General features: G+C 38.6%; 15 protein-coding genes. 5 read left to right on the top strand and 10 right to left on the bottom strand.

The genetic code is table 11. From position 1 onward, the window contains the following. Nucleotides 1-182: 182 nt before the first annotated feature. The 5 genes from C406_RS0113120 to ilvD form a co-directional block, all read right to left on the bottom strand. Nucleotides 183-1,457, bottom strand: coding sequence for a TRAP transporter large permease (locus C406_RS0113120; RefSeq protein WP_017381098.1), 1,275 nt, complete (start codon nt 1,455-1,457; stop codon nt 183-185). A gap of 2 nt (nt 1,458-1,459) precedes the next feature. Continuing rightward, nucleotides 1,460-1,930 carry a TRAP transporter small permease gene (locus tag C406_RS0113115; protein ID WP_017381097.1) on the bottom strand — a complete coding sequence of 157 codons (471 nt, stop codon included), beginning with the start codon at nt 1,928-1,930 and terminating at the stop codon, nt 1,460-1,462. Between the two features lie 64 nt (nt 1,931-1,994). Next, nucleotides 1,995-2,996: a TRAP transporter substrate-binding protein gene (locus C406_RS0113110; protein WP_017381096.1), complete on the bottom strand. Its 1,002-nt coding sequence runs from the start codon at nt 2,994-2,996 to the stop codon at nt 1,995-1,997. Between the two features lie 30 nt (nt 2,997-3,026). After that, nucleotides 3,027-4,412 carry an FAD-binding oxidoreductase gene (locus tag C406_RS0113105; protein WP_036654687.1) on the bottom strand — a complete coding sequence of 462 codons (1,386 nt, stop codon included), beginning with the start codon at nt 4,410-4,412 and terminating at the stop codon, nt 3,027-3,029. Nucleotides 4,413-4,430: 18 nt separating this feature from the next. Beyond that, complete coding sequence (gene ilvD / locus C406_RS0113100; protein WP_017381094.1) at nt 4,431-6,116, bottom strand: dihydroxy-acid dehydratase; 1,686 nt, start codon at nt 6,114-6,116, stop codon at nt 4,431-4,433. 583 nt (nt 6,117-6,699) lie between these two features. Here ilvD and C406_RS0113090 point away from each other — a divergent pair. From C406_RS0113090 to C406_RS0113075, 4 genes are all read left to right on the top strand, one after another. After that, nucleotides 6,700-8,439, top strand: a complete 1,740-nt coding sequence (locus tag C406_RS0113090; protein WP_017381092.1) for a carbon starvation CstA family protein — start codon at nt 6,700-6,702, stop codon at nt 8,437-8,439. A 79-nt stretch (nt 8,440-8,518) separates the two neighbouring features. After that, nucleotides 8,519-8,779, top strand: coding sequence for a cory-CC-star protein (locus C406_RS0113085; RefSeq protein ID WP_017381091.1), 261 nt, complete (start codon nt 8,519-8,521; stop codon nt 8,777-8,779). 33 nt (nt 8,780-8,812) lie between these two features. Further along, complete coding sequence (locus tag C406_RS0113080) at nt 8,813-9,736, top strand: ArsA family ATPase (RefSeq protein WP_017381090.1); 924 nt, start codon at nt 8,813-8,815, stop codon at nt 9,734-9,736. Nucleotides 9,737-9,928: 192 nt separating this feature from the next. Then, nucleotides 9,929-11,482, top strand: coding sequence for a BCCT family transporter (locus C406_RS0113075; protein ID WP_026045703.1), 1,554 nt, complete (start codon nt 9,929-9,931; stop codon nt 11,480-11,482). A gap of 666 nt (nt 11,483-12,148) precedes the next feature. Here the strand turns inward: C406_RS0113075 and purU are convergent. The 4 genes from purU to C406_RS0113055 all read right to left on the bottom strand — a co-directional run bounded on the left by purU (nt 12,149) and on the right by C406_RS0113055 (nt 17,647). Beyond that, nucleotides 12,149-13,048 (bottom strand): formyltetrahydrofolate deformylase, encoded by a 900-nt coding sequence (gene purU / locus C406_RS0113070; RefSeq protein ID WP_017381088.1) that lies wholly within the window; start codon nt 13,046-13,048, stop codon nt 12,149-12,151. Between the two features lie 613 nt (nt 13,049-13,661). Then, nucleotides 13,662-14,945 carry an isocitrate lyase gene (gene aceA, locus C406_RS0113065; RefSeq protein WP_017381087.1) on the bottom strand — a complete coding sequence of 428 codons (1,284 nt, stop codon included), beginning with the start codon at nt 14,943-14,945 and terminating at the stop codon, nt 13,662-13,664. A gap of 85 nt (nt 14,946-15,030) precedes the next feature. Next, on the bottom strand, nt 15,031-15,327 hold the full coding sequence (locus tag C406_RS0113060) for a hypothetical protein (protein WP_017381086.1): 297 nt from the start codon (nt 15,325-15,327) through the stop codon (nt 15,031-15,033). Nucleotides 15,328-15,478: 151 nt separating this feature from the next. After that, entirely contained in the window at nt 15,479-17,647 is a 2,169-nt protein-coding gene (locus C406_RS0113055) for a malate synthase G (protein WP_017381085.1), read from the bottom strand. 197 nt (nt 17,648-17,844) lie between these two features. Here C406_RS0113055 and C406_RS0113050 point away from each other — a divergent pair, with 197 nt between their 5' ends. Next, complete coding sequence (locus tag C406_RS0113050; RefSeq protein WP_017381084.1) at nt 17,845-19,053, top strand: MFS transporter; 1,209 nt, start codon at nt 17,845-17,847, stop codon at nt 19,051-19,053. Nucleotides 19,054-19,476: 423 nt separating this feature from the next. Here the strand turns inward: C406_RS0113050 and C406_RS0113045 are convergent, their stop codons facing one another. Beyond that, the gene (locus C406_RS0113045) at nt 19,477-20,865 is read right to left on the bottom strand and encodes an FMN-binding glutamate synthase family protein (protein WP_051005508.1); all 1,389 of its coding nucleotides are present in this window, start codon (nt 20,863-20,865) and stop codon (nt 19,477-19,479) included. Nucleotides 20,866-21,030 lie beyond the last annotated feature (165 nt).

Below are 21,030 nucleotides of genomic sequence, written 5' to 3'. Positions count from 1 at the left end.
TATAGTATCTTACGATAAATAAAGCTTTTCTTTTTATACTCATTCGTAGTTATAAACTTCTAAACTCAAAAAAGGTTACACACAATTCACTTGTGTGTAACCTTTTTTTACTACATATGGGAATACCCCACCCTTGAGGAAAACCCCTACATTTTATAACTCTATAGGCCTATTCAAATCACTTAATTTGCAAGCCCCACCAAAAACAAGCTGATGCTCGGTACAAATGAAATGATAATTACATCAATTACCATAATTACGATGAATGGAACAATTGCTTTCATTAAACTTTCAAATTTTGTCCCAGCTATATTGGCTGCAACAAAAAGGTTTATTCCTACCGGTGGCGTAATAAAACCGATGGCCAAATTAACAATCATGATAATACCAAAATGTACTAAGTCGATTCCCAATGCACTAACTATTGGAACAAGAATTGGTGTTAATATAATGATGGCAGCTGAAGTTTCCAAGAAAGCACCGCAGATTAGCAATATAGCATTAATAATTAGTAGAGCGATAATCCAATTCGTAGTGACTCCAAGCATCGCTTCCGTTAATTCAGCAGGAATTCGTTGTCTTGTTAAAAAATATCCGAAAACAGAAGCACCAGCAATAATGAACATTATGACTGCTGTAATTACAACTGAAGACGAGAATATTTCCATTAAATCCTTAATCTTAATCTCTCGGTAAAATACCACTCCCACGATTAAGCCATATACAACCGCTACAACAGCCGCTTCAGTTGGCGTGAAAATGCCGCCATATATGCCGCCTAATATAATGACTGGCATTAACAAGGCGAATATAGAATCCGCTAAAGCTTTAAAGAAATCCTTAAAATCAAATTTTTCTCCTCCACCGTACCCTTTTATTAGAGAAATGACATAAACCAAAATGATCAGTGAACCTACCACTAAAAGACCAGGTAGGATTCCCGCAATAAACAAACTGCTTACTGATACTCCAGCAGTGACACCATATAAAACAAGAGGAACGCTTGGAGGAATCATGACACCAATGGTTCCTCCAGCAGCTTGCACGGCCGTGGAAAAACTCTTATCGTACCCTTTTTTAACCATCGCAGGTATTAACAGTCCTCCAACAGCCGCAGTAGTAGCTGCAGCTGAACCAGATATGGCCGCAAAAAAAGCACAAGCCACGATGGATACAATAGCTAACCCTCCTTTGATTCGACCGAAAATGACGTTAGCCAGATGGATTAATCGTCTAGATATTCCTCCACTCTCCATTAGCTTGCCGGCTAATATAAAGAAAGGGATAGCCATCAATGGAAAAGAATCTACCGAATTGAACATCCGCTGCATAATAACTATTAACGAAACGTTTCCGTCAATAAAAAATATGAGTGCAGATGCCAAACCTAAAGCAACCGCAATCGGAACATTGATCAAAAATAAAACAATTAACAACACAAATAACAGTATAGCCACGGTCAGACACCCCCGCTCTTATAATCTTTAGTGAACTGAGATGCAATATTGACAATTAATATAAAGCCACTTAACGGAATGACGAAGTAAATAATCCCCATCGGTATTCTTAATACCGGTGACAATTGCGACATGGATTGCATAGCCAAATCATATCCTTGAACAACCATTAACAAGAAAAACATGAGGCTTGCAATTGTCGCTATCACATAAAGAGCTTTTTGGATTGGAAGTGCAAACAACTTCACGAAAACCTCCATGCCGATATGGGCTTTCTTTGACATGGCAAAAGCAGCTCCTAAAAAAGTAAGCCATACCAGACAATATCTAGCCAATTCTTCCGTCCATGCTAGAGGTTGTTGTAATACAAACCGAAAAATAACTTGTAAAAAAACAGCAATAACCAATATTGCTAAAATTACATTTAGAAAATGTTTTATTGTTACATTCATATAGTTAATATATCTAGCCATATCTTCCCTCCCATATAAAAAAGAGAGAAAAATTCTCTCTTTTTTATTACACCTATTCTTTTAGTTATTGAGCGTCAAGAATACGATTCAATAATTCCTGATATTCAATTGTGTCATATACAGGCTTAACGGCTTCCTGGAAAGGCGCAAGGTCGACATCTTCAATAATTTCAACACCATTTTCTTTAAGTGTTTCAATTGACACTTTTTCCATTTCAACAATAAGGTCGCGTTCTTTCGCTCCAGCTTTCTGTCCTTCTTCAACAACAATATCTCTCAAGTCTTCAGGCAGTTCGTCATAAGTTTGTTTGCTCATCATGTAAATTGCAACAGAGTAGACATGTCCAGTTAAAGTCATGTATTTTTGTTTCGCTTCATAGAGTTTGAACTGATCTGCAACGATTGCCGGATTTTCTTGTGCATCGACAACTCCTTGTTGAAGTGCAGTAATGGCTTCTGTCCATGCCATAGGCGTTGGTTGTGCACCTAGTGCCTCAAACGCAGCGAGATGAATTGCATTTTCCTGCGTTCTGATTTTTAGTCCTTTTAGATCTTCAGGAGTATTAACTGGTCGTATACCATTTGTGATATGACGGTAACCATTTTCCCCCCAAGAAAGACCCATGATTCCGTTTTCCTCCATCTTCGTAAATAACTCATCCCCAATTTCACCTTCTAGGACTTCTACAGCTGATTCGCGATTTTGGAAAATGAACGGCACATCAAGAACGCCTAATTCAGGAACAAAATTGGTAACTGGTGCAGTTGAAGATACAACCAAATCCACCGTTCCAAGTGTCATTCCTTCAGTCAATTCTCGTTCTGCTCCAATTTCACTGTTAGCAAAAACTTCGATAATTACTTGCCCATTGGTACGCTCTTCCACATTTTTTGCCATTTCTAAAAATGCTAATTGGTAAGGGTGACTATCTGGCAACGAATGTCCCGCTTGTAATGTGTAAACTTTATCCGGATCCGCAGCCTTCTCATTATCTGAATCTCCGCACGCTGTTAACGTTAATGCAGCAGCTAGCATTACTGAAATAAAACCGATTTTTCTTTTCATAATTCTTCCCCCAAGGTTTTATTAGTCTCATTAATCCATATTGAATATTTTTCCGGGATTCAAAATATTATGTGGATCCAACGTCTTTTTCAACGCTTTCATTATGTGCAAAGAATTTCCATGTTCAAGTGATTGATATTTCATTTTACCTATTCCTACTCCATGCTCCCCTGTACAAGTTCCACCTTTACTAAGCGCAAATTCTACTATATGACTATTGAAATTTTCTGCTCTTTTCATTTCCTCTTCATCATTCACATCTAGCATTAATAGAGCATGATAATTCCCATCTCCGACATGCCCGACTATACCGCCTGGCAATTCATACCTTGCCATTGCTTCTTTTGCCGACTCTATTCCGTTCGCCAATTCTGAAATAGGTAAGCAAACATCAGTTACCATCATCTTTTTACCTGGATGAGCTCGCATAACCGCATACGCAAGATTGTGGCGTGCTTCCCATAGTTGGTTACGTGATTGCGCATCTTTTTCGAATTTAAATTCACTACACTTATTATCTGCTAATATCTCTTTTGCAAATTCCATGTCTTGCATTAAACCGGCTTCATTTCCATGAAACTCCAAAAAGAGTGTCGGTACCTCAAGATAGTCCGTCCCGCTGTAGATATTTACCTGCGCGATGGATTGCTGATCTACTAATTCAATTCTTGCCACCTGTATCCCAGCGGAAAGAATGCTGACTACCGCATCCACGGCTTGTCCTACCGTTTCAAAAGACGCCATTCCCGCAACAATCAGTTCAGGAATTCCATACACACGCAAAGTCAATTCCGTAAAACACCCTAAGGTCCCCTCGGATCCTACGAATAATCCGTTCAAGTTATAACCTGATGAAGACTTGGCAGCCAGATTACCAGTATGCATGATTGTTCCATCAGCAAGAACGACTTCCATATCTCTTACTTGGTCACGCATAATGCCGTAACGGACAGAAGTTGTTCCACTGGCGTTCGTCGCTGCCATACCACCAAGTGTAGCGTCTGCTCCTGGATCAACAGAAAAAAACAAACCATGTTTTTTTAGTTCTTGATTTAGCTTAGAACGAGTAACTCCAGGTTGAACTTTCACTAAAAAATCAGTTGGAAAAACTTCAATAATAGTATCCATTAAAGAAAAATCGACCGTTATACCGCCGTTATAAGGGATCACATGTCCTTCCAAGCTAGTACCTAATCCAAAGGGAACAATCGGAATCTTGAATTTTTCGGCAATGTTCATGACTTTACTGACTTCTTCCGCGCTAACAGGGAACACAACAGCATCCGGTAAAGACGGTCTATGATAAGATTCGTCTTTACTGTGCTGATCCAAAATCACTTCATTTGTTGAAACTCTTTCAGGAGAGAGAATTTTTTTTAATTCCTCTAAATAACTCACTCTGCTTCCTCTTTTCATTGATAACTATTATTTTATTTAGCTAGTAAAGTAATCAGTAACGGCTCCTTTTGACGAACACGACACATTATGAGCATATTTTCCGAGGACACCTTTTTTATAAAGTGGAGGGGCAACCCATTCTTTAAAGCGCTCTTCAAGTTCTGCATCCGTTACATTCATAGATATCTCTTGTTCTTCCGAGTCTATCGTTATGAGATCGCCTTCTTTTACTAATGCAATTGGACCTCCAACTTGGGCTTCCGGTGCAATATGACCAACGACTAGACCGTGAGTCCCACCTGAAAATCTACCATCTGTAATCAAGGCCACTTTTTCACCCATTCCTTTTCCAACAAGAATGGCAGATATAGACAACATTTCTGGCATTCCAGGTCCACCTTTTGGTCCTACATAACGGATGACTAAAACATCACCTTCGTTAATCTCATTCGCCATAACTGCAAGCGTTGCTTCTTTTTCGGTATTATATACTCTTGCAGGTCCAATATGGCGTTTCACTTTTACTCCAGATACTTTCGCAACTGCGCCACTAGGTGATAGATTCCCTTTTATAACAATTAGTGGACCATCTTCTCTATACGGCTTGTCAAACGGCAGAATTACTTGCTGCCCTTCACTTAAACCTGGTGCATCTTTAAGGTTTTCAGCAACCGTTTTCCCTGTAACTGTCATACAGTCTCCGTGAAGATATCCTGCCTCTAGTAGAACCTTCATCACAGCTTGTACACCACCAGCTCGGTGTAAGTCTTCCATGACATATTTCCCACTTGGTTTTAAGTCAGCAATATGTGGTGTTATCTTTTGGATTTTGTTAAAGTCATCAATGGTCAAATCTACTTCAACAGAATGAGCAATAGCTAGCAAATGCAGAACGGCATTTGTCGAGCCTCCAAGCGCCATAACGACAGTAATTGCATTTTCAAATGCTTCTTTTGTCATAATATCTTTTGGATAAATTTCCTGTTCAAGCAAATTATGAACAGCCGCTCCAGCTGCTGCACAATCCTTCAATTTCGCTTCCGAAACTGCCGGATTTGAAGAACTGCCAGGTAAACTCATACCCATTGCCTCTGCTGCCGACGCCATGGTATTTGCAGTATACATACCTCCACATGAACCTGCTCCAGGACATGCACTGCATTCAATTTTCCGAAGTGTATCATCACTAATGTCTCCATTATTGTGACGCCCTACCCCTTCAAAAACGGATACAATATCAATATTTTCACCATTATGTACACCTGGCGAAATTGTTCCTCCATATACAAAAACTGCTGGTACCTCAGAATTTGCGATAGCGATTAAGCATCCTGGAATATTTTTATCACAACCACCGATTGCAACAAGCCCATCTAAGCTTTCTGCCCCTACCACTGTCTCAATTGAATCCGCTATTACATCTCTGCTTGGAAGTGAATATCTCATACCTTCCGTTCCCATTGAAATACCATCCGACACGGTAATCGTATTAAAGATGAACGGAACACCGCCCGCTTCTCTTGCACCTTTTTTCGCACTAACCGCTAAATCATGAATATGTATATTGCACGGAGTCACTTCACTCCATGTACTAGCAACACCAATCATTGGCTTTTTGAAATCCTCATCTGTCACACCAACCGCTCGTAACATCGCCCGATTTGGAGCTTTCATCGCTCCTTCACTGAATACTTTACTATTAATACGCAAATCCTTTTTCATAATATACCCAACCCTTCCCCTACTATTAGTATTATTATAGAGACATTTTCACAAAATTCAATGTATTAAATCACAAAATTAACCGAATTAAATAGTAAGCTAATTTTTTAATTTCACATCATCGAAAATTGCAAGATATAATTCACGCATAAGAATTATTTTTGAAGCGCTTACATATGCATACTATATGACATCTCAATAAAGTTCCTCATTGTAAATTCACAAACTCATAAGAAGTTTACTAGATATTAATGGGAATGTGGATTAAAAATATTTTTTGTACAAAAATAGAACTCAGCTGACGATGTAATTTCAATCACACTTTTGTTGCTAGTTGAATTTCTTCTATTAAAAGAACAATATCTAAATCTTTCCCCATTTTTTTGACATGAAATTCTTCATTTATTCCATTATTAAAACTTACATTATTCACTATTTTTTAATCTAAATATTTCTAATATTTACATTACTATTTTTTTGCTTTACCATAGTAGTGAGTTATTAAACGCTTACATAATTATATGTTTCATAGAATACTTGTTATAACATGAGACAAACACACTTTATAAAGGAGGAATATATTTTGAATGCAATTGCAATTGCAGCAATTAGTCTTTTCATATTCGTTATCGGTTATCGATTTTATTCAAAGTTTCTTGCAGAAAAAATATTTCGTTTAGATCCGAACTACGTCACACCTGCACATCGTTTTAAAGATGGGGTAGATTTTGTTCCAACGAATAGATTTGTCCTTTGGGGTCACCACTTCACTTCAGTTGCAGGTGCCGCACCAATTCTAGGCCCTGCAATCGCCGTATATTGGGGCTGGCTTCCAGCAATCATTTGGGTCGTACTTGGTACCGTATTCGCCGCTGGAGTACACGACTTTGGAACGCTAGTTATTTCAGTGAGAAACAAAGGTCAATCGATTGGAACACTAGCAAACAAGCTTATTGGTCAACGAGCAAAAATATTGTTTTTATTCATCATTCTTATTCTTGTTCTAATGGTCAACGCTGTATTCGCATGGGTTATTGCCAATCTATTTATTACATTCCCATCAAGTGTATTACCAGTATTTATCCAAATTCCATTAGCACTTTGGATTGGTCACATTGTTTATAAAAAGAATGCAAAAATGCTTGTTCCTTCTTTGATTGCACTTGCTGTTATGTATTTTGTAGCCATCATTTCTGCTAAAGTTGGTTTCTTACAAATCGACCTTGTGAAATATATGGGCGGAGCAGATGCTGCAGGATTCTTCGGATTAGGTGCAGTCTCTACCGCATTCTTTATTTGGATCATCATCTTAATGGTGTATGTGTATATTGCTTCTACACTACCTGTTTGGAGACTTTTACAACCACGTGACTTTATAAACTCCCACCAACTTATTGTTGGATTAGGTATTTTGTATCTTGGGTTATTATTCACCAGGCCAGAAATCACTGCTCCAATGACAAACCCTGGTGCAGATGACGTTTCTTGGTTCCCACTACTATTCATTACAATTGCTTGTGGAGCAATTTCAGGCTTCCACGGACTTGTGTCATCAGGAACAACGTCTAAACAGTTAAATAAAGAAACTGATGCACGTTTTGTTGGTTATGCAGGAGCTGTTGGTGAAGGTGTCCTTGCACTAATTGCCATTATTGCTGTTATTACAATGTTCCCAACAAAAGAAGACTTCTTAGCAACGTATAGCAGTTTCGGTGCAGCTAGTGCTGGTGGCCTTGGCACCTTTGTTAAAGGGGCAAGTCAACTTGCAGCTGGTTTAGGAATTCCTGTTGAAGTGGCTGCAACGATTGTCTCAGTTATTGTCGTAAGTTTTGCAGCTACAACTCTTGATACATCCGTTCGACTTATGCGCTATATTATTGCTGAGCTTGGCGTTGAATACAAAGTACCTGTTATAGCTAAAACACATGTAGCTACTACGATTGCTGTTGTTTCAAGTTCTGCTCTTGTACTAATTCCTGAAGGACCAAATGGATTTGGATCTGGTGGATTCCTGCTATGGCCGTTATTCGGTACGGCCAATCAATTACTAGCTGGAATTAGTTTACTCCTTATCACAATTTGGCTGAAAAGACTTGGTCGAAATTACTTAGTTACTCTCATACCAATGATGTTCATTTTATTCATGACATTATGGGCTATGGTCCAGCAAGTCGTTTTCCAGTGGGCGTTCTGGGGTAGTAACTCAAGTCCTCTTCTCTTTATTTTCGGAGCGATTATTATGGGGTTTGCTATTTGGATTATCCTAACAGCCATCTCATCTTTGAGAAGTAATGATGACTCGAAAATTGATTTAGACGATTAATAAACGATTGATTTAATGAGGAAAAGGATCATTTTTTCATGATCCTTTTCCTCTATTTTTTAAAAAGAGGTGAATACAAATGATGTTGGATAAAGTGAAGCAACTTATCGCTTTTTACGAGGAAGTATTAAGCATGCCACATCGACAGGAAATCGCTAGGGAGTTGAGAAATGAAGACGATTTATTTCTTCTGCTACTTTACTCAGAAATGATTGGCATTCCAAACCCTGTTTATTACTACACACTTGAGCTTTACCCCTACATGATTGAGAAATTTCATGATTGGCACTTAAGAATGGGAATGGAAAAATCACCTATGACAGGTATTCGTTGTTGTTAGGACAAGCTCGTTTTCACAGAAAGGAGAATTGCCATGGAAGTGTTAGATAAAAGCATCATTTTTGTAGGCGGTAAGGGTGGTGTTGGTAAATCAACTTCTGCTGCTGCTATTGCATGGAAATTAGCTCAACAAGGGAATCGAACCCTTCTAGTTTCAACCGACCCTGCTCACAATGTTGGGGATATTTTCAATCAAAAAATCGGAGGGAAAACCGTTGAAATTTCGAAAAATCTCCATGCGCTTGAAATTGATCCAGAAATAGAAACAGATAAATATATTAAAGGTGTTAAAGAAAATATTAAAGGTATTGTTCATTCTGGCATGATGGAAGAAGTTCATCGTCAGCTTGATACGGCGAAAGCTTCTCCAGGTGCCGATGAAGCTGCCTTATTTGATAAATTGATTTCGATTATATTAGAAGAACGTGCTAACTTCGATAAATTGGTATTTGATACGGCACCAACTGGTCACACTATTCGCCTGCTCACACTGCCTGAGTTAATGGGTGTGTGGATTAATGGATTGCTTGAAAAGCGCAAGAAAACCAACGAAAATTATTCAGCACTATTAAATGATGGTGAACCGGTTGAAGATCCTATTTATGAAGTATTAAAAACTAGACAAGAGAGATTTTCCAAGGCAAGAGACATTTTATTAAGTGAAAAAGAGACAGGATTTATCTTTGTTTTAAATCCAGAACGTCTTCCAATTTTAGAGACACAAAAAGCTATTGAATTACTTCATAAATATGATTTGCACGTCAAAACCTTAATCATCAATAAAGTATTACCAGAAGAAGTAGATGGAGCTTTTTTCCAAGAACGTAAAAAGCATGAGAGAAAGTATACTCAATTGATTACAGATACATTTACAAAACAACAATTAATTTATATCCCATTATTCTCACAAGACATCGTCAGCAAAAATCACCTGGAACTATTTAGTAAATATTTTTGAAGACGCAGAAATAAAAGCCACTATAAACTTTGTGGCTTTTTTTATTTCGTTTATTCATGTACTTTCTTTCAATTCTCAAGCAGCTAAAGTTAACTAGCGTTAAGTAACACTTGCAATCATGCAGGAACACTATTGGAAAAATCTATTGGTTTTTTGCTATACTAGGACAAACTAATAAAGGAGGCGATTCTGCTGAATAAAGATATTTGGAAAAATCCAGTATTTACAATTTCATCGGCAGTGATCTTCGTGCTCGTTATTTTGGGTGCCACAATCCCTGCCAAATTCGATAGTGTAGCAAAATCACTATTTTCTATTACAACCGTCAATTTCGGTTGGTTTTATTTGTTGGCCGTCTTTATTATAATTATTTTTTTGATTGGCTTAGCTATTAGCAAATACGGAACAATTCGACTCGGCGGAGATGATGAACGACCAGAGTTTCCATTCTTCACATGGATTGCCATGCTGTTCTCGGCTGGTTTTGGTGTAGGTCTCGTGTTTTGGGGAGTTGCAGAGCCTATGAGTCATTTCTTCGCATCACCACTTTCGGGTGCAGAAGCTCAGACAGAACAAGCAGCTCGTATCGCTATGGGCTATTCTTTCTTCCATTGGGGTGTTAGTCAGTGGTCCGTCTTTGCAATTGTCGGCTTAGTTATGGGCTTTATACAATATCGAAAGAAAAAGAACGGTCTCGTATCCACAGCTTTAGAACCTATAACAGGAACCAACAGTTCGGTGAAAGTCGGCATCGATTCATTTGCCGTAATAGCAACTGTAATGGGAATCGCAACTTCATTAGGACTTGGAATTCTTCAAATTAATGGCGGATTGGATGCTGTCTTTAATACAGGTACTTCGTTTTCCGTACAACTTATCATTATTCTTGTGATATTTGTTGCTTATATGATTTCATCCTCAACTGGATTAAATAAGGGAATTCGCTATCTCAGTAATCTCAATTTAGGAATCGCCCTGATACTAATGGCGTTTGTGTTTATTGCAGGACCTACAGTATTCATTCTTGAAACATTTACGTTGGCAATTGGTGATTACTTTACAAATTTCATTCAATACAGCCTAAGGTTACAACCTTATCAGCAAGGAACATGGGTCAGGGATTGGACTATTTTCTACTGGGCATGGGCGATTGCATGGTCTCCATTTGTTGGAGCATTTGTGGCCCGTGTTTCGAGAGGACGCACAATCCGTGAATTCATCGTTGGTGTCATGGTTATTCCTCCGGCTATTGCATGTCTTTGGATTGCAGTGTTCGGTGGTACAGCTTTGTGGAACGATTTGAACAAACAAACAGGGATTGCGGAGGCTGTTAATGCAGATTTAACTTCAGCTCTCTTTCAAACGTATATGCATTTGCCTTTAACCACGATATTGTCAGTGTTATCGATTATCTTGATTTTTACGTTCCTTGTCACCTCCGCTGATTCGGCAACTTACATTTTAGCAAGCATGACGACGAACGGGAGCCTTTTACCACCAATATTTGCAAAACTTGTTTGGGGCTTCTTGATGTCGGCAATTGCAGGTGTCCTGTTATTTGCGGGTGGACTAGAAGCACTCCAGACGGCATCTCTAATTTCTGCCTTGCCATTTACGGTGTTATTACTTTTGCTCATCATCTCAATTAGCAAACTGCTGAAGAAAGAACCAATCCCAATTCGGAAAGCAGATTTACGAAGATTTGAGCGTTTGCAAAAAGCTAGTAAGAAAAAAGAAGATAAATAGAAATAAGAAAAGCAGAAAGCTCTATCTAGCTCATCACCGGCGCTGGAAGAACCGATTCGGATAATTGTTTCCGCATGAGGGTCTGAAGCTTAGGTGTGAGCTGGCGAGCTAGACATAACAACTCCAAGTACAAAGATATTGCTCGAAAAATCTTATACTTTCTTATTTAGTTAAAAGTGGCTGTCTAATTAGTCCTCAAAATGAAGAAAAATAATTCTTTTTTCTGGATCTACATTTGAACATTGTAAATAGTAATAGTTGTCTGTTTTGCACATGATAAACTTAAGATGATTGAAGTGGAAGACGGCGAGAAAACATGTGCTCCTGCGGTTACTCGTCGCAAAGATATTGGACGGATTACAGTTCGTCCATATCTTTCCAGCGGGAATAGCATGAGCGGAAGACCCCACAGACGAGCTTGCTCGTCGAGGAGGCTGAGGCCATGCCCCCGGAAAGCGTCCGTCTGTTTCTGTTTCTGCATCGCTGCGCTAGCTTCGAAACATGATAGTGCGCTGCATCGCTTCGCTAGCTTCGAAACATGAAAGTGCGTTGAAACGGAAATCTACCTATACTAAAAAGAAAAAGGAACTGCCCTTAGTCATATTTTATGACTTTTAGGACAGCTCCTTTTTTCATGTCACATTCTCACACTTCGCGGCAATCTATTTAAAACACAATGGTTTTATTGCCATCTACGATGATACGATCCTCAAGATGCCATTTAACCGAACGAGCTAGCACACTACGCTCGATGGAACGACCTATTTTTTTCATTCCGTCGATATTATCTCTGTGATCAACGCGCATCGTATCTTGTTCAATGATTGGACCTTCATCTAAATCGTTCGTGACGTAGTGAGAAGTTGCACCAATTAGCTTAACACCTCGTTGGTAAGCACGATCATACGGACGTGCGCCAACAAAGGCTGGTAAAAAAGAATGATGAATGTTAATAATACGATTTGGGTTAGCTTCTACAAATGCAGGAGTCAATATTTGCATATAACGAGCTAGGACAATCAATTCGACTGCATATGCTTCCAATAATGTCAGTTGTTGAGTCTCCACATCTTGACGGTTTTCTCGACTTGCTGGAATATGTACGAATGGAATGTCAAAGCTCTCAACCAACTCTCTGGCATCCTCATGGTTGCTAATAACTAAAACGATATCCGTCATCAAGTCACCACTTTGCCATTCAAAGAGAAGCTCTCGAATACAGTGAAGCTCTTTAGATACAAAAATAGACATACGTTTCACATCTGATGGAAACGTCATTTTCCATTCCATCGAGAATCTCTCAGCAATCCCTAAAAATCTAGTTTTAATTTCTTCCTTTTGATCTGGGAGAGATGGACAATCAAATTCGATGCGTATAAAGAAGTTACCACTTTCATGATTAGTTGAATACTGGCTGGATTCTATAATATTCGCATTGTATTGAAATAAAAAGCGTGAAATAGCGGCAATAATGCCCGGCTGATCAGGACAACGAATCAATAAACAACCTCGATTTTTTCGTTGTATCTTGTATTGCTGCAGTTGTGTATCTATGTCCCTCGTCATATGTTTCCTCCTTCAGGCTATTGCCCTTGTTAAAAAAGTTTATTAGATACGATACTATGCGATTTAGATTCAGAATGATAGAGGGACAACGTATTTTTTGCGTTTAGATTTTATATTTAGTTGAGCATTTAACAAGAAGTTCTTGCTAACCAATTTCTATTCTACTGAAAAAGAAACAACATTTATTCCATATTTACTCAATTCCAACTTGAAACGCCAAATTTTCCAACTGAGCACACGCTCATCTAAATATTCATTGAATATACCCCAAAAATTCAGCAAATCAGTTGAAAAAGTAACGCTATTTTCTTCACTTCTCTCGAATAGATATATATTCTCTTAAAATTGAATACTTTTGATTTATAAAAATAGCACCTTTAAAACTCATTTTACATATTTACACAAAAGCTACCTCTGCACTCACAGTTCAGTAACTTTGTTCCAAGAAAAACTCTTTGGTTAATTCGATTGTCACTCAAGTACGTATATCTTCATTAGACCTGAAGCCTTATTCAAGCGATATAGAAATACATTCAAAAAATAGCCTTTTCTCGAAGTTTTCTCAAGAAAAGGCTAATTAATATAAATTCCTAGATTAAATGATTACTAGATTTTATGCTTTTTGAAACTGTTCCGTTTCAGTTGAACCTTTTAAAGCAGTTGTAGATGATGTTCCACCTGAAATAACAAGTGAAACTTCGTCAAAGTAACCTGTTCCAACTTCACGTTGGTGACGAGTTGCTGTGTAGCCACTTTCTTCAGCAGCGAACTCAGCTTCTTGTAATTCAGAATAAGCAGCCATTCCTGATTCTTTATAGCGTTTAGCAAGATCGAACATTCCGTAGTTAAGAACATGGAATCCTGCTAGTGTTACGAATTGGAATTTGTAACCCATTTGACCAAGTTGTTGTTGGAAAGTTGCAATCGTTTCTTGGTCCAATTTCTTTTTCCAGTTAAACGATGGTGAGCAATTGTATGCTAGAAGCTTGCCAGGGAATTTTGCGTGAATTGCATCAGCAAACTTTTGTGCTTCTTCAATACTTGGCTCAGATGTTTCACACCAGATAAGATCTGCATATGGTGCATACGCAAGGCCACGAGAAATTGCTTGATCAATACCATCATTTGTATGATAGAAACCTTCTGGCGTGCGTTCTCCTGTAATAAATTGGCGGTCATATGGATCAACATCACTTGTGATTAAATTAGCTGCATTTGCATCTGTACGAGCAATAATAATTGTTGGCACGCCCATAACGTCAGCTGCTAATCGTGCAGAAATCAAATTGCGTACCGCTGTTTGAGTAGGTAGTAATACCTTACCACCTAAGTGACCACATTTCTTCTCAGAAGATAACTGATCTTCTAAATGCACACCGCCAGCTCCTGCTTCAATCATCGATTTAGTTAATTCAAATACGTTAAGTGTTCCACCAAAACCTGCTTCCATATCTGCTACGATTGGAGCGAACCAATACGTGTCGCCTGTTCCTTCTGCTTGCTGAATTTGATCAGCACGTTGTAACGTTTGGTTAATTCTTTTTACTACTTGAGGTACACTATTGCTCGGATATAAGCTTTGGTCTGGATACATATGACCTGAAAGATTGGCATCTGCCGCAACTTGCCATCCGCTCAAGTAAATAGCTTTTAAGCCTGCTTTTACTTGTTGCATAGCTTGATTTCCTGTTAGAGCACCAAGTGCATTTACATAGTCTTCTGTGTTTACTAGATCCCATAGTCGATTAGCACCTAAAGTGGCAAGTGTTTGTTCAACAACGATTGATCCTCTTAGTTTCACTACATCTTCAGCTGTGTATGGTCGTTCTACACCGTTCCAGCGATCTTGAGTCCAGCTCTCCGTTAATTGTTCAGCTTGTAATTTGCGATTTGTCATTTTTTTATTCTCTCCCTTTATATGAATTTGTTATACTACATAATAATTCTATATTTTTTGTTATATAACAGCTAAGTCAAAAAAATTAATCTAGAAAGGCACAACACTGAATCGCTTCTTTGAAACTTGTGTAATCCTGTCCGCATGCACGACACATATTTACAGGTTCAGTTTCTTCTTTTCTAAAGATAACTACTTGCTTAACTTCTTGTGGCTCTATTGCCCATTCTCCTGAGGGTGTTTTAATTAAGCTATGTGCTTCGTTCCCGTATACAAAAAGGGTACCCTCAAGCTCTTCATCCGTCTTGCCAGCCAAAACATTTTGATTAATCCACTTTTCAATCATTTCTCTACTTGGCTTTACAGCTTGTTGTAGTCTCATCTGAATTCCTCCATTTATTTATTGTTAATCTAATATATAACAGTAATTCATTATATGCAACTGTTTTATAACAGTTGCATATAATTTTTTTTTTTTTTTAAAACTAATCATTTTCTAGCCGTTTAAAACGCTAATACTACATAACTACCTGTCACTCCTTGGTAGCAAATATACGCGCCTTAAACTCTTGGCGTCTACGATGTAAAATAGGTTCAGTGTATCCGCTTGGCTGGCTTTCCCCTTCAAAGATAAGCTCACAGGCTGCTTGGAAAGCAATAGATTCGTCAAAATTAACTGACATAGGTTGATATAGTGGATCTGCACTGTTTTGTTCATCAACAACTTTAGCCATTCTCTTTAACGTTTCTAGTATTTGATTTTTTGTACATACACCATGATGAAGCCAATTTGTCATATGCTGACTTGAAATACGCAGTGTCGCTCTGTCTTCCATTAACCCAATATTATGAATATCAGGAACCTTTGAACAGCCAACACCGTGCTCTACCCAACGGACCACGTAACCAAGAAGCCCTTGCGCATTGTTATCTAGCTCTTGTTGGATGTCCCTCGTTGACCATTCGCCCGCAGCTAATGGCAGCGTTAAAATATCAGTACTTCTATCTTGAATCTCACTTATTAGTCTTTGTTGAACACTCGTAACAGACAATTGATGGTAGTGTAGAGCGTGCAAAGTTGCTGCCGTTGGAGATGGTACCCAGGCTGTATTTCCTCCTGCTTGTAAATGACCAATTTTCTGTTCTAACATATCCTTCATGAGATCAGGCATCGCCCACATACCTTTGCCGATTTGCGCACGTCCTTGAAGCCCACAAGTTAAACCTGTATCTACATTTGATTTTTCATAGGACTGAAGCCATCTGGAATTTTTCATCTCACTTTTACGAATTACAGGACCAGCCTGCATCGAGGTATGAATTTCATCTCCCGTTCGATCCAAAAATCCTGTGTTAATGAAAACAATTCGTTCTTTCACTTCACGTATACAGTTTGCAAGATTTAATGATGTTCTTCGTTCTTCATCCATTACACCAATTTTCACAGTATAACGGTCAAGGCCAAGAAGGTCTTCTACCCAATTGAACAACTCATTGGCAAATGCAACTTCTGCTGAGCCATGCATTTTCGGCTTCACGATATATATAGAACCCTTTTCGGAATTACGATGAATTCCTTTATTCAATAATTCATGTTTGGCAAGTAAACTAGTAATCACGGTATCTATGATTCCTTCTGGAACTTCCTGATCTTGTTGATCTAAAATCATATTAGATGTCATTAAATGACCAACATTACGCACAAGTAATAGTGAACGCCCACGTAAAATAAGTTCTGCCCCACTTACCGTGTGATACTTTCTATCACCATCTAACGTCCTGGTTACATCACGTTGACCCTTTTTAAATGTTGCAGTTAAGGTTCCATTCATAAGCCCCAGCCAATTTTGATACACACATACTTTGTCTTCTGAATCAACTGCTGTCACTGAATCCTCGCAATCCATAATCGTCGTTATAGCAGATTCAATTAGTAAGTCTTTTACACCAGCTGGATCTGTCTTACCGATTGGATGTTGTCGATTAAATTGAATCTCTACATGCAGCCCATTGTTTTGAAGTAGAATCGCTGTTGGCGAAGCTTTATCTCCATTAAATCCGATAAATTTAGATGGCTCTTGCAAAACAGTTTTCTCGCTACCTTGAATAATGACAAGTTGATCCTGTTCAATTCGATATTCAGTCGAAAGAGTGTGCGTCCCTTTCTCTAAAGGAGCAATTTGATCTAAAAAGTTACGTGCAAAGTCAACAACTTTTTGTCCTCTAACTGGATTATATGTAGCTCCTCTTGCCGCACCATTTTGTTCATCAATTGCATCTGTTCCATAAAGAGCATCATATAAGCTTCCCCATCGCGCATTTGCTGCATTAATGGCATAGCGCGCATTATTGACTGGTACAACAAGCTGAGGTCCTGCCTGTATGGTAATTTCATCATCTACATTTATAGTATTGATCTTAAAGGACTCTCCTTTAGACTCCCAATAACCAATATCTTTTAAAAATGACTCATAATTTTCTCGGTTTTCAGACCAACTATTTTGCTTATGCCACTGGTCAATTTTTTCCTGGAGCTCATTTCTAGTTGTTAACAGTTCTCGGTTCTTTGGGCTCATTTCCTCAATGAGCTGACTAAACCCTAACCAAAATGCCTCACTAGAAACTTCGCTACCTGGTATTGCCTCTTCTTCAACAAACTGATAAAATTCACTTGCGATTTTCAAACCATTTTTTCTAATCACATGATCGCCCCTCTTTTTGTTATATAACAGCAATTATATTTTATATATTATTATATAACAACCCTTTTAATGAATATTCCAAAAATAATTTTATACCCTGAAAGACATCCTAATGGAATTATCCTCCAATAATTTGTGCTAATCAAATAAGTGCGATACGATAAATGGAAAATAATTCGTTGAAATGATGTGATATCATGTCCCTCTCTACTCCTTATACAATCAAAGATCGAGGTTTCTGGCGTATTGTAGCTGGATTACTATTAGCTTCGCTTTTTATCTTTGCAGCACTCTATACAGTCCAGCCTTTATTGCCCGTTTTTGTAGATGAATTCGATGTATCGGTCGCCACAGCAAGTCTATCAATGTCACTGACGGTTATTGGGTTAATTATAGGACTCGTGCTTCTTGGCTTTTTGTCAGATCGCTATGGACGCACGCTTTCTATCAAATTTTCTTTGCTGTTTGCTGCGTTTCCGTTCTTTCTCATCCCACTCTTTGATTCCTTTGAGTTGCTACTATTGTTTAGATTGATTCAAGGATTCGCCCTTGCAGGAGTTCCTGCTGCCGCAATTGCATACATGGCTGAAGAAATCGATAGGCGACACGTTGGATTTGCTATGGGTCTTTATATTGCTAGCAATGCACTTGGCGGTTTAATTGGACGAGTAGTAACGGGATATATAACAGACCACTCTTCGTGGGAAACCACTTTTAATATCCTTGGGATCAGCGGAGTTGTTTTATTTGGAGCGATATTCTTTCTACTCCCTGCATCAAGACGATTTACTTCAGATGATTTGCTCTTATCGGATGACCTAAAAGGGTTTCTTGTACACTTGAAAAATCCCTTATTGTTGTCAATCTTCGGTTTCGGTATCATCTTGCAACTATCATTTACAGGAATCTGGACATTCATGCCTTTTCATTTGCAGAATCCTCCATTCAACCTGTCCCTTCAAGAACTGTCAATGCTGTATTTTGCTTATGGCTTCGGGGTAGTGGGTTCCCCAATTGCAGGAAATTTAGCCATCCGCTTCGGACTTGACCGTATTCGATTCATTGCCATTTTAACTTTATCATTAGGGGCATTCCTGACCATTTTCAGCTCTTTCACAGTTATTGCAATTGGACTTTGCTTGAATTGCCTCGGATTTTTCATTGCACATTCGCTTACTGCTACTACCGTGAGCCAAAAAGCGACGCATCATAAAGGCAGTGCGTCAAGCCTATACTTAGTAGCGTATTATGTGGGTGTAGCAGCAGGAAGCTCACTTCTTAGCCCGATTTGGACTAACTTCGGTTGGATAGGTATAGTAGCATTCGCGTCCTTACTTCCCATTTGTTATTTATTTGTCACTATTTTTATGTTTCCAACTAATAAAAAAGAAGCTTTCCTCGAGTAGGAAGCTTCTTTTTTCATATTATTTCAGGCGTTCCTGAACTAAAATATCTATACCCTAGATAAGACTACTCGGAATACCCTGATGTTGTTGAGGGCGATTTCAATGCAGTTCACTATTTACATCTATCTCAGCCACTGAGTTTAATCCTGTTCATTTTGATTTATTCCCGTTAGCAAGTGTTTTATTCCTGTTCAAACGCAGTTTATTCCTGTTTGAACACGGTTTATTCGTGTTTAAATTGATTTATATCCCATTCGCGCAATTTATTCCACAAAAATACCCCGGAACACGAGGTATGTAGGGGGCCAGTTAGTTTAGTTTTCGCAGCGCTACTATCGGTTCTGTAAGTGCTCTCCAAGGATATTATGGTACATTTTCCTAAAAAGAACAAAGTGCCATCTAGCTCATTATTAAATGATTTGTTTAAAGTCTTCTTTTATTTATTTTCTCATTGTGTTGATACGCTAAAGGCACTTTAGTAATATTGCTTGTTACTTCATCCAAGGCCACTAAATCTTCGATATTGACATCCGTAATGGACGTTTTGCCAAGAGATTGAACGGCTGTTTTCATCTCTTCCACAAAGGAGAGGAAAAACTTTTCGAGATAAATAGCTGCTTCTTCTTCATCCAATTTATCTTTCAACTTACCGGAATCATAGGTCAATTGTGTGGGTGGCTCAAAGGGCATGCTTTTCATTAATTGAGTATGAGTCATCGCCCATAGTGGAGCCGTTCCCATATAAACAGCATTAGCACCAAGAGCAAGTGCTTTAAAACAATCTCCTGGTGTAAAGAATCCGCCTCCAACGAGCAGACTAATTTTATCTTTAACCTTTCTTTTCTCTAAATATTGAACAGCGCGTGACAAAGCATATATCGTTGGAAGTCCAAAATCATCTGCTAGGATTGGTGCAGACCCTTTCGAGCCCCCTTGACCACCATCTATAGAAATAAAGTCCACTTCAGCATGGATACAGCTTTCCATGTCTTCTTCAAGCTTATGTCCAACACAAATTTTAACACCTATCGGGACACCACCGGTCACTTCTCGAAGATATTTCACAAGCGGTTTAAGGTCATCTTTGTGATTGATTTCTTTGTGTCGCGAGGGAATTATGGCATTGTCACCTGGCTTTATTCCCATGATTTCTCTGGATTTTCCCTTCAAAGCTTCAGGCAAAATTTCAGAGGCCGCAGAAGCGTGAGCCCCTTGCCCAATATGAATTTCAATGGCATCCCCTTGTTTTAAAATCTCATGCTCTTTTGACCATTTTGCTTTCCCATATTGGATAATCAGATACTTGGCATTTTTACGATCTTCTGGTAAAAATCCACCTTCTCCTGCATTCGTTGCCGTACCCACAGCAGCCGTTCCTTTTGCAAAAGCAATTCTTACTTTCTCACTGACTCCAACCCCATAGCCCATAGCGCCAAGTAAAATAGGGATATCTAATCTTAATGGTTTTTTGGCATAGGGTCCTATTACTATTTTCGTATCAATGTAAATGTTTTCTGAAGTTGGTAGTGTAGCAAGTTGCGCAGGAGAAAAAATAAGCCCATCAAAATTCATGAATTTTCGTGCCGTACCAAAGGGTCTTTCAATGGTTTTCCCTGATTCTGATCGTAAACTATTTTCAACATTTGTGATTGGTGAAAATCGTCTAGATGCCGTAACAGCTTCCCATATATTTTCTTCATAGCTCTCAGTCATTATAAGTTTTGTCACATGTCCAAAAACCCATTTCATGAGAGGTCGAACGAGTACCAGAATTAATAAGAGCGATGAAATGATTCCTGCAAGCAATCCCATTATGAAGACATACAAAAACTCCACACCCTTAAATACAAATTTTTATGTACTGGCATATAGATGATTTTCCCCATGATTTTCATACTTTATTCAACTGTAGGGTTGTCCAGCACAATCAAGAAAGTCACCACAATAAACACAAATGACTGATTCAAGGTTTTCATG

Origin of the sequence: Paenisporosarcina sp. TG-14, assembly GCF_000297555.1 — a bacterium.
In the GTDB taxonomy this organism is placed as follows: Bacteria; Bacillota; Bacilli; order Bacillales_A; family Planococcaceae; genus Paenisporosarcina; species Paenisporosarcina antarctica.
The sequence above is the reverse complement of the archived record's forward strand: the minus strand, read 5'-3'. Positions and strand labels throughout refer to the sequence as shown.